Source organism: Anaerosporobacter faecicola, from assembly GCF_012070565.1.
Taxonomy (GTDB): Bacteria; Bacillota; Clostridia; order Lachnospirales; family Lachnospiraceae; genus Anaerosporobacter; species Anaerosporobacter faecicola.
In genome coordinates this window covers 98348-110840 of record NZ_JAAQRO010000009.1, presented here as the reverse complement: position 1 = coordinate 110840, position 12493 = coordinate 98348, and the positions used below count along the sequence as shown (strand labels likewise).

General features: G+C 37.2%; 7 protein-coding genes. 1 reads left to right on the top strand and 6 read right to left on the bottom strand.

Annotated features, from left to right (window positions below; all coding sequences use genetic code 11):
* Positions 1–633: 633 nt before the first annotated feature.
* From HBB17_RS05245 to HBB17_RS05230, 4 genes are all read right to left on the bottom strand, one after another.
* Complete coding sequence (locus HBB17_RS05245) at positions 634–2418, bottom strand: glycoside hydrolase family 13 protein (protein WP_167956384.1); 1785 nt, start codon at positions 2416–2418, stop codon at positions 634–636.
* 27 nt (positions 2419–2445) lie between these two features.
* On the bottom strand, positions 2446–3285 hold the full coding sequence (locus tag HBB17_RS05240; protein ID WP_167956382.1) for a sugar ABC transporter permease: 840 nt from the start codon (positions 3283–3285) through the stop codon (positions 2446–2448).
* On the bottom strand, positions 3286–4170 hold the full coding sequence (locus tag HBB17_RS05235) for a carbohydrate ABC transporter permease (protein WP_167956380.1): 885 nt from the start codon (positions 4168–4170) through the stop codon (positions 3286–3288).
* Between the two features lie 215 nt (positions 4171–4385).
* Complete coding sequence (locus HBB17_RS05230) at positions 4386–5714, bottom strand: extracellular solute-binding protein (protein WP_167956378.1); 1329 nt, start codon at positions 5712–5714, stop codon at positions 4386–4388.
* Positions 5715–5936: 222 nt separating this feature from the next.
* Between HBB17_RS05230 and HBB17_RS05225 the strand changes: the two genes are divergently transcribed.
* The gene (locus HBB17_RS05225) at positions 5937–6944 is read left to right on the top strand and encodes a LacI family DNA-binding transcriptional regulator (protein ID WP_167956376.1); all 1008 of its coding nucleotides are present in this window, start codon (positions 5937–5939) and stop codon (positions 6942–6944) included.
* Positions 6945–7141: 197 nt separating this feature from the next.
* Here the strand turns inward: HBB17_RS05225 and trpS are convergent, their stop codons facing one another.
* Both trpS and HBB17_RS05215 read right to left on the bottom strand, forming a co-directional pair.
* Positions 7142–8227 carry a tryptophan--tRNA ligase gene (trpS, locus tag HBB17_RS05220; protein WP_167956374.1) on the bottom strand — a complete coding sequence of 362 codons (1086 nt, stop codon included), beginning with the start codon at positions 8225–8227 and terminating at the stop codon, positions 7142–7144.
* 311 nt (positions 8228–8538) lie between these two features.
* Positions 8539–12258, bottom strand: coding sequence for an InlB B-repeat-containing protein (locus HBB17_RS05215; RefSeq protein WP_167956372.1), 3720 nt, complete (start codon positions 12256–12258; stop codon positions 8539–8541).
* Positions 12259–12493 lie beyond the last annotated feature (235 nt).

Sequence of the window (12493 nt, the reverse complement as noted above, 5' to 3'; positions counted from 1 at the left end):
AGTCGAAGGACTGTCCTATTATATAACAAAGTGTACTTCGTACACTCTCGCTTTAATAACAGTATCAAAGTACAATTTGTTCTCCACGCCGAGCACAGTCATCGTTAGCTGATATCTACCTATGTGCCAGCGCATCCCACGGCGGGTTTATATAATAAGATTGTCGAAAGACTTTCTTATTATATGAAAAACACGTACTGCGAGCAGTCGTCCTAATACTAGTAATCTATTATAAATTGTTCTATAATTTTTGTCAACTAAAGCGGAGCTACGCAAAAAAAGTACGAGACGCGATTAATAAGGGTTTCTTAAGTCTCCCCCCTCAACGGGAAAAGATTTGGAGGAAATCTACCACAGAAATAAAATAGACAACTCATCAAAATCACAATTGATTTCTTTTTGCAAACGCACATCATGCGCAGCAATAGGATGAAACTAGTGGAAAAATAATCATTTCACTCAAATCATCGTATCAATATGTGTTTATGGTGAATTGTCTATTGATATCTTGTTTACAAAAATTTTGTCTATTAATCTTCTCTTATTAATATGTTGGTTTATCAATATCTTGTTTATTCGTATCTTGCTTATAAAAAAGCTTAATTCATAACTTATCTATGGATTCATTAATCCTTATTCTTGCCAGGTAACTACAAAACCTCTTCCTTCTAAGAATCCCTCATGATATCCTGCGCTTAATAGAATTGTCCCCATCTTCCTCTTATCTATTGTGAAAAGATCCGAGGACCCATTAAACCAGGCCATGAGCGTACCTTTCTTCGTCTGGCGGCTTAGGTAGATTACGTCTGGTGTTTCTTTCTCATATCCCATTGTAAACGGATCAAGTGCATGCAGATACCTTTTTCGAATTGCAAGTAACGAACGCAGCAAATCTGTGATCTTCACTGCTGTCTCATCTTCTTTTTTCCAAGGCATCGGCTGCCGATATTCATTCTCCGTGATTCCCACTACACCTTTTTCATCTCCATAGAACACACTAGGTACTCCTGGAAATAAGATAAGAAATACAATCGCTTGACAATATGTATTCTCCTCTTCCTTACAAAGGGATAGGAAACGTGGTACATCATGACTATCTAGAAGATTTAACTGACCAACAGAAAGATTACTTGGATATCGTAGATACATCTGTAGAACTCTCTCCGTGAATTGTTTTCCTGTGATCTCATGAAGGGCAAAGAAGGATCTACAATGTTTTCTGAAATCATAATTCATCGTGGAATCGAATGCATCTCCACGCAACCAAGAAGAGGAATCCTCCCATACTTCTCCAATCAGCACTGCTTCTTTGTTCACATTTCTTACTGCTTGTCGGAATCTACGCCAAAAGTTTCGATCAATTTCGTTGGCAACATCAAGACGCCAGCCATCCACCCCATAGGTTTGAATCCAATACTCTCCAACCTTAGCAAAATACTCCTGTACCTCTTCATTGGAGGTATTTAGTTTTGGCATTTTTCTTTCATAAGCAAAACATGCATACTGAGGTGTGTCTTGTGCATCCTCTGGTCTGATAACAGGGAAATTCAGATCATAGAACCAATCTACATATGCAGAATCTCTTCCATGCCGAACCACATCTTCAAATGCGAAGAAATACCAACTACAATGGTTAAATACTCCATCAATGATAATGTGCATTCCAAGTGCATGGATTTCCTTGACAAGTGTTGCAAAATCCTCATCCGTTCCAAAGCATGGGTCAATATGGTAATAATCCAAGATATCATACTTATGACTTTCCCCAGCAACAAAGATTGGATTCAAGTAAATACAGTTAAAACCAAGCTCTTTGATGTAATCCAGATTCTTTCTGATTCCTTCAATGGTTCCTCCCAGCCTTGCTTTAGAACTCGTTGTATACTCCTCTGCGGCGTTGGAATTCTGCAGTTTTACTTGTAAGTTCTTTGCTGTTTGAGAGATATCTCGGTATTGATCAGCAAAACTATCTGGAAATATATTATAGACAATGGCGTCCTTAAACCACTCTGGGACATCAACGATTTCCTCTCGCAAAATGTAAGGATATTGGTAATATTCACTTCTACCTTCAATAATGTGTGAATCAATCGTCACATCTGCTAACTGTTTTGTAAATTGGTCAGCATAGTAATAATACCATTCTTCATTTTTCTCTAATTTGAAATAATAACAGATACGGTTATAATCGCTCTCCAAATTTGCTTCATAATAGGAATATAAGCTGTCATCCCCAATTTTTTTCATTGGTAATGGATCGAATCGTACTGGTGTAAAATTACAAGCACGATCTCCGTAATACAGAATACAGGATGTGAGATCATCCCTACCCGTACGAATCCGAATCGTCAAGCTATGTTCTCCTGTTGCAAATGCATACTGGGATAGCGGAATATGTAAAATAGCACTTTTATTCATAGGTTCATTCCTTCAATCTTAGTTTAATTATCCTTTCACTCCACCCGCTGTCAAACCAGATACCATATATTTCTGTATCGCGAAGAAGATAATAAGGATTGGTATAGATACCATGATTGCCGCTGCAGTAAACATTGGCCAACTTCGTGTATAATCATTCGCCTGCAACTGATAGAGTCCCCCAGCTAATGTGTAGCTGTTGTCATTTAGTAAAAATGTTGTAGCAAATAAATACTCATTCCACACAAAGATTAATACCATGACAGATGTTACGATAATTGCAGGTCTGGCTAACGGTAAGATGATCTTTGTTAACAATTGACCATTGCTTGCTCCATCAATTTTTGAAGCTTCTTCAATTTCAATTGGAATCGTATCAAAATACCCTTTCATATTCCAAATACTAAAGATACACATACTTCCGGCATAGATTAAGATCAAACCGCCTTGCGAATTCAACAGATTGAGCGTCTTAAATAAACGAAAGATTGCAAACATCGACAAAATCTGTGGAAATGCATTTAAAAGGAGTAGTAACAGTAACACCGCTCTTTTCCCTCTGAATTGAAAACGAGAAAAAGCATACGCTGCTACCACTGCAAAAGACATTGCTACGATCATCGTTCCCACACTAAGTACCATAGAATTCTTAAACCACACTAAAAAGGGTTTTTCATTAAGCACTGCTGCATAGTTTTTCAGTGTAAATGAGGTTGGTAACATACTGGAGGAGATTGCTCCCCCTTCCCCACTCACTGATAACGTAAATGCATATAAGATTGGAATCAATGCAAGAAAGCAAATGGTAAGGAAGAAGATATTTAACAGAATTAAACCAATTCTTTTCTTTGTTTTTTTATTCATCATCTAAACTTCCTCCTTTATGCCACGATTGGTATACAATGAAAAAACAATAATGATTAGGAAGATAACGATGGAAACCGCTGAGGATAAACCATAATTATTAGAAACAAATGCATTCTGGTGTGCATATGTAATAATCGTCTGCAACGTTGATCCAGTTAGCGATCCTTTCTGTAACGTCAGCAAATATATGATGTCAAATTGCTTAAATGTTGTAAATGTGGTCATTATTACTGCTGGCGCAATGATTTTCTTAATGGAAGGAATCGTTATGTACAGGTTTTTCACAAGAAAACCTGCTCCATCTAGTGTTGCACTTTCATAATAGCATCGGTCTACACTTTGCAGTGCCCCATCGATCATCATAATCATAAACGGAAGTGCCATCCAGAGATTCAAAACCATACAAGAAAGAAATGCTGGTACATTTTCCGACAAGAAATTCATCTTGTCGCAGCCAAGTGCAACCAATATCTTATTCAACAACCCAAATTCCGTGTTATAGATTCCTACTCTCCAAAGAAGGATGGACACATAGGCAGGCATCGCCCACGGAAACATCAATAATGTTTTATACAATCTGCTTAATTTAAGCCCTGGTGTATTGAGTCCTAATGCGATTAAATAAGCGATTCCTACCTGGAGGACCATATTAATAATGGTCCATACCAGTGTAGTCAGTATCGCTTTCAAGAACCCTGAATCTACCTTGAGCAAAGCTCTTTGGTAATTTTGAAATCCAATCAACTTATAATCAAACCAATGGAAAACGTTCATGTTCGTGAATGATATATAGCCTGTATATAGAATTGGGAAGACAATAATTGCACTGATCAAAAGCAGAGCTGGTGTGGAATATAGCCACGGTAATCGTTTTTTTCTCTTCATACTGTCTTACTCCTTTTATACATATCGTGTGCTGTTTCATTTCTTAGTCTATTATAGATCTTTATTTAATATGGATCTGTATTCTGATATTGATCTTCTATTTTTATTGTAGCTCTTTATTCTAATACAGATCTTTTATTTCTATTGTAGATCCTTATTCTATTTTCGATCTTTTATACCTATTGTATATCTCGTTATGTATTGTATATCTTTATCTATTGCATATCTTTGATTGCAGTCTCAGCATCTTTTTGATATTGATCAGCAACTTTTTCTACATCATCACCTGATTTATTAACAGCTGCTAGTAAGCTTTCTGCTGGTCCCCACATTACACTCATCTCTGGAATATTTGGCATTGGTACTGCTGTTGATGCGGTTGCTCTCATAGCCATAGCCATTTCATTAACAGAAACATCTGCATCATTGTAAGATTTACCATTTGCAGGTGCACAGTTTGCTGACTTACATAATGCTATTCCTAATCCATCTGTTGAGATTGCTGTTAATACTTTTGCAATAGCTTCTTTTTTATTTTCTGCTGCATACTTTAGTACACCGATTCCTTGAACCCCTGAATAAGGAGCAAGTGCATTTCCATTTGGTAAAGTGATACTTGAAAGTGCTTTGATTCCAAGATCAATTCCTGCTTCCTGTATTCCAGATACTAACCATGGTCCACCCATGATTGCTGCTGCTTTTCCTTCATTAAACAACGTTGTTACGGTATTATAGTCTCCGTCTGCTTCTAATTCAGCAAACTTTTTGTTATACGTGATGGCATCTTTTGTTGCTTGTTCATTCAAACCTGGTTTTGCGTCTTCATTAATAATATAACCACCAAATCCATTGATGATCGGAGCTACATTATAAGCAGTAGAATGTTGATTAACAAGTGCATAAGTTCCAGCTTTTGTGTCCGTATGCGCTACCATGTAATCATAGATTTCGTCCATAGTAGATGGAACTTCACCTTCCCATAATGCTTTGTTATACATGAATAATAATGTTTCAAAATAAACAGGCATCATATATTGTGTATCTTTATAGGTACAGGCATCAACTGTCATTGGTAAGAAATCACCCATCGTAGATGCTTCTACAAGATCTGTTACTGGTGCAAGAATTCCCATTTCAGCAAACATTCCTAAAGAATCATGTGCATAGAAATATAGATCTGGTCCGTTAGCAGAATCATTTCCATATAGTTTTAATTGATCGGTTAAACCTGTCTTCTTTTCAAAAGTAACTGTAATTTGATCAGCACTTAGCTGTTCATTCACATAATCCTGTATTGTCTGCATAATGTTGTCAGCCCCATCATGCCAAACTGTGATTGCTACCGGTTCTACATTTGCTTTTGTATCACCAGAAGTCTCATCTGTATTCTGGGCGTCATCCGTTGTTTCTTTCGTTTCCGTTGTTGTTTCTTTCGTACCATTGTTCTCTGTCGCTTGATTATTGGATTTTTTTGAACTACATCCAGTAAAGGAACCAATCAACATAGCAGCTATAAGACCAAAAACAAGACACTTTTTCTTCATAATGAATCCCTCCATTTTAGGAAACTAGTTAGGAAACTATTTTCCTTGATTTTTAATATTCAACAAATCAGCTGTTCTTGTTGTTATCTATGTTTTACCATTTTATAAGGTTTTCGTCAATAAACCCTAGAAATATTCTGTTGACTTTGTTAGGAAAACGCTATACTATATATGTATATTTGTATATGTTTAGGAAAACGTTTTCCTAAAGAAGGGAGTAATATGCCAATTACCATAACTGATGTAGCCAAAGAGGCTGGTGTTTCAACCTCAACTGTTTCCAAAGTACTTAACAATTGGACAACCATTTCACCTGCAACTACAAAACGTGTCCATCAAGCAATCGAGAAATTAAACTATATTCCCAATGCCCGTGCTGTAAGCTTTGCTAGGCAATCTACAAAAAATATTGTGTTCCTAACCTACCTTGAAAAAGATAGCGCTTATGTAAATCCACATATGTTTGATATCATGTGTGGGGCATACAGTGAAATATCGAAGAATGGATTCACAATGACCCTCCAAGACGTTTCTAAGGATACCGCCAAAGGAGAAACCATCTCCTATCTTCTATCCACGAAAAGTTGTGACGGACTGATCATTCATGGTTCTGCGATTTCTCCTCATATTGCCGAAGCGATCATTAAGCAGAATTTCCCCCACATTATTATAGGACATCCAGGTTTTGAAAGCAGGCTCTGCTGGGTAGATACCAATCATGCGCTAGCGGGACAGCTTGCCGCACAACATATGATCGAACACGGATATTCCTCTCTTGCATTTATTGGCGGGCAAAAGACAGATGAGCTCTCCTTCCAAAGACAAAAAGGATTTCTCGGAACAATGTATCAATATGGATATCAGGTTCCTGAAGATAAAGTCATCTATACCACGTCTACCGTTGACGAAGGTTTTGAAGCAACCAAACATCTGTTATCACAACCTAATCGTCCACGTGGAATCGTTTGCGAGAACAATACCCTTGCAATTGGTTCCATGAAAGCCATCGAACAGGCTGGTCTTTCGCTTCCAGATGATATTGCATTTCTTACATTTGACGCATATCCCTATTCAAACATCATTGACCCCAAACCAACTGTGATTGATATTGATGTGTTTGATATGGGCGCACAGGCAGGCAGTATGATGATTAGAAAGCTTGAGAACCCTTCTTTATTGGTTCAAAGTTTTACGACAATCCCTGTCATTCATAGCGGGCAAACAACGTAAAAACAGCTCTATATAGAATCTCAATACAAACCACATCTAAACACGGGATACAAAGCAAAAAAATCTCCACAAGTGGTAGGATAACACTGGATACTTTACTGGTTATCTTAATACCACACATGGAGATTTTTATTTCTTCCTATAGAATGATTGTATAATTAACTAATTGCGCTTTACCGTATTATTCTAAAGAGTTGTTATTTCCCATACTTTTCACTTTGCGCACGGATTAATTCCGTATCATCAAAGTAATTAATCTTCATTGCACTCTTTACATCATCAAGTGTCTTTGATGCAACTTCTCGCGCCTTCAAGCTACCTTCCCGAAGGATTTCATAAATTGCTGGAATGTCTTTTTCTAATTCTTTTCTTCTTGCTCTGATTGGCTCTAATTCTTCCTCTAAGATTGCATATAGGAATTTCTTAACCTTAACATCACCAAGACCACCACGTTGATAGTGTGCTTTTAATTCTTTCAAATTTGGATATTCTGGAAGATATTTTGCAAAATGTTCTTCTTTACAGAACGCATCGAGATACGTGAACACACTATTTCCTTCTACTTTACCTGGATCAGATACTTGAATATGATCTGGATCTGTATACATGCTCATTACTTTCTTTCTTACTTCATCAGAAGGATCAGAAAGATAGATACAGTTTCCAAGAGATTTACTCATCTTCGCTTTTCCATCTGTTCCTGGCAAACGTAAGCATGCCTGATTTTCAGGAAGTAAGATATCTGGCTCGATTAAGGTATCACCATAAACAGAGTTGAACTTACGAACAATTTCCTTTGTTTGTTCCAGCATAGGAAGTTGATCTTCACCCACGGGAACGGTAGTTGCTTTAAATGCAGTGATATCAGAAGCCTGACTAATTGGGTAGGTAAAGAATCCTACTGGAATACTTGCTTCAAAATTACGCATCTGAATCTCTGATTTTACAGTAGGATTTCTCTGTAGACGAGAAACAGTAACCAGATTCATGTAGTAAAAGGAAAGTTCACAAAGTTCTGGAATCTGTGATTGAATAAACAACGTAGACTTTTTCGGATCTAGTCCAACTGACATATAGTCAAGTGCAACTTCAATAATATTCTGTCTTACCTTTTCTGGATTATCCGCATTATCCGTTAATGCTTGTGCATCTGCGATCATAATAAATATATTCTTGTAATCACCTGAATTTTGTAATTCAACTCTTCTTTTCAAAGAGCCAACATAATGACCTAAATGTAATTTTCCTGTTGGGCGGTCGCCCGTTAAGATTGTCTTTTCCATGATTTTCCCTCCTGAATCAACATTAAAAAAGACTCTTATCCAACAAAGGATAAGAGTCAAATCATCTTATATGCCACCATTGTTCACATACTACCATATGCTTCCATTATAACGGTTAGGATTTCCGTCAACGCCTACTATTCGTTCGGGTTGCCCTCATAAGCCCATTCAACAAATTCAAAATATCGTACTCTCACCCTATACGACTCTCTGTAATTCCTACCTTTTGCATACTCTTCTTACTCAACGGTTTACTCATATAATCTAGTATAAAGATTTCTAACCGATTGTCAAGACTAGAAGTCTTTTTTCTATTTTACCTTGATGGTTGTTTTGTACTTCTTTGAATAATTTCCATACTTTACAGTTGTTGTGATAACGGCTATACCTTTTTTCTTACCGTATACTTTACCTGTCTTGGATACGTATGCAATCTTCTTATTACTTGAAGAATAGGTTATCTTAACATCACTGCTCGTTATTCCCTTTGGTAATGTAACAGAGATCTGTTTATTCTTGTTCTTTTTCATCGTTAACGAACTAGATACTTTTGCTCGACTTGCTAAAGTTGTAACAGTTTCCTCTGTCGGTTCTGAAAGAAGCACATATTTGGAGTAGAATTCCATTTGCAGCACGATACATTGTGCTTTATTCACTTTGTATTTGGTCTTTGGTAATTCCTCAAGGCGGTTTTTCTTTTCATTAAAACCATAGACATAAACATAATCGTCCTTAACTTTTCCAAGGTTACCACCTACATCAACAGTAACAGTACCCGCATTACTTAACTCACCTGTTTGACCAAGTGTAACAACAACACCTTTTCCACGATCCTCCTCTTTTAGATAAGCATTTACAGCTGATTCAATTTTGTATTCTTTATCTAATGAATTTACTGCAAGCGAAACATCACATGCAACTGCATTTGTTAATGTGCTTCCATCGATTACGATAGAGCTTAACGGATTGGTATATGCAGTTTTTCCAGTGTTTGTATCATAAGAAGATCCTATATACTGAATGATCAATTTTTTCTTACTGTTTTGCAATTTGGTCATTGTCGTATAATCAATTGGCACACTATCAATACGAATATCATTTCTTCCAAAGTATTGTACAGGAAGACAAATCTTCACATAAACTTCATCAACCGAACTTCTTTCCAACTGATTCAATATACGAGAACTTAAGTTTGTAATTGTTAACTGATAGGTATTGATATTACTTAATGTTTTTCCACTAAGATTTGACGCCAATACACTTTCTTCAATTTCCGCATTAATCACGGAGTAATTCGTATTGGTTGTCAAGGTTAATCTTGGTATTACTGTACCAGTATAACCACCTGTAACCGTAGTAGTTGTAATTGAAGAAGAATTAATTAGTACAGTCGTTGCTACATTCGGCTGCACCGGTGTTGTTGGCGTTAGCGAGCCTTTTGCTACTCCTGTAACTGTTATACTAGCTGAGAATCCATCATAATATACATACACCGTATTATTTCCAATTGTATTAATCGTTGCATTGGAAATCGCAAAATCCGTTACATAACTTACCGTATTATCACTATAAACGACTACAACCGTAATATTCGAGCGATCGACGGTAGAACCAACTTCTACAGGTCCACCATGGTAACCAGCGGTTACAAAGGTTACATATTTTGATGGTGTATGATCACTACTTTGGGTACTTAACCCTCTTACGGAAATAGTTGTTGAAAATCCACCATACATAACCGTGATCGTATTCGTACCAACGGTTGATATTCTTGTTGTTGACAAGGTAAAATTCGTCACTCTATGGGTAGAACCATTGTTATCCGTTACTGTTACAATAACATTTGAACGAGATATATCATTGCCTACCAATATATTACTACCATTATAAGTAGCAGAAATTCGACTTATCGTTGTGGAAGGATCATCAAGTAATGCTATCCATTTTGCATACAATGTAATATCATGGCTAATTTCTGTGTCTTGAACGAATTTGGTCAGACAAGAACGTTGTGTATACCAACCTGCAAAATAATATCCATTTCTTGTTGGTACTGCAGGTAATGTGATGGTACCTCTATCTGGAACATTGGTAATTGGATTAACTGCCGAACCACCCATTGAGTCAAATGTAACTGCATGGGTCATAACCTGCGTATAACCAACTACCGTAATATTTGTAGTTTTACCATTATAGCTAACTTCAATGGTATTATTTCCTTCAATGGTAATCACAGAAGGATTGATCGTATATGTACTTACTCCAAGCATCGGACTTGTACCATCTGTATAATGTGCATACACCAAAATGTCAGACTTATTTACCTCTCTGCCAACTAGAACATTCTCACCATTATATACAGCCGTTATATGGTCCAGTTCTGCAGCATCCCATTTGGCATACAGCGTAAAATTAGAGGTAATTGCAGTAGCTGTATTAAATTCGTCCGTACATTCAGCATCCGTATACCAGCCCTCAAATGAGTAGCCTGTCCTTGTTGGTGGCGTTGGTAAGGTTATGGTCGAATTCTCCTCAACCTCCGTAATTGGCGATACCGCTGTTCCTCCATTGGATTCAAAAGACACCGTATAGATCGGTATAGGATTTTCTAAAGTTACATAAACGGTACTGCTTCTCTCCGGCATATTAAGTATCGTACTATAATAAACAACACCTGCTTCCGTTGTATGACGTGTCATGGTAAGCGGAGATTCCTCGTTCAACTTGCAGGATACCGTATAATTAATGGATTGATTTACAGGAGTTGCTTCTACTGTGATTGCTGTACCAGAAGCAACTTCCGTACCAGAATCCAACTCAATTCCTTTATTATATAATTTTACTGTAGCATTACTTGGTTGTGTATACTGTACTGCGTACTTTGTACTGGCTTCCATTGCACGATATGCATAAGTAGTTGCTGTACAACTTGGCACCGCATAACACCATCCGTTGATTGTCGTGCCAGAGGTTGTAGCTGTAACATGTCGTATACCAAATGTAGAATCCGGAAGGTTGAAAAAGTCCCATCGTAAGATTGCGTGTTCAGGATTTTCTGCATCAACTGGATCATCCCAAGTTGTATCAACATTATACCATTGTCCACCTAGTTGTACTTTATTCCAACCATGTCCACCACCATCACCATATCCAGGTATGTAGAGGCAGTTAATACCACAGGCATTCATCAGCAATTGAAATGCTTTCGCATATCCTTCACAAACTGCTTGATTATGTACATCATCAAATACACCAACAATGGAATGTGCCCATCTTTCTCTGCTTGGAGAGCCTCCATCCATTGCATAGCTAATATTATTAATCATTGTATTATGTAAGATCAATTCTTTTTCGTAATCCGTTTTAACACCCTCTACCTGATCTAAATACCACTGTATCTTCGTATCCATTGTGGTATCAAGACTCCGTCTTACAGAACCACGGTAATAATCCTCATGACATTGAAGCATGATATTAATCGCATAACCTGTAGTGCTTGACGACGTACAACCGTAAGCTTCCATCCAATAAAACTCTGGATGATCGTAATAGAGTGAGGCTACAATTGGTAACAATGCGGATGTTGGTATATTATAACTGCTGATATCCAACCGAAATGCATAATAACTACTTCCACTAGAAACTGCTGTTGCATCCGTATGATTTTCTGTAAATTCCTTCGCTGCTGTACACAATGCAACATAGACTTCTTTTTGTGCGGAATTGCTCAATTTCGAGTATCCATAAGTAGAGGAATAGGAATTCCTCGTTTTTGCAAATACCGATGCATATGTATCCGTAGCAGGCTCATACAAAGGAATCTTTTTCGCTTCTTGCTCTGATACCTGTACGCCCCGCATAATGGACAAATCACCATTTTGCGTTTGTTCTTCAGCTGCTACTTGTTTTTTTGTTGTAGATTTTTCTGCTTCACTTACACCCATACTCTTCGCACTTGCCTGTACTGGCCAAGGAATTTGCACTGCCATAGCGAGTACAAGTAGATAAGCTAGAAGTTTTTTCTTCTTCATCCTCACCACTCCATTTTGTTTTATTATGTTCACTACTTTTTATGTTTCGAGTCTTACTTTAACTACACTTACTTATTATTCATTTCTTACCTTCATCTTATCTTTTTTTTATTCTTATAGAATCTGTTCCCATTCTATAAAAGATTGCTCATACGCTAAGATACACTACTCTAATAGTATCACACTAGCCAGAACATATCAATATATAGAAGATCCTGTAAAAAGAGTACCAATG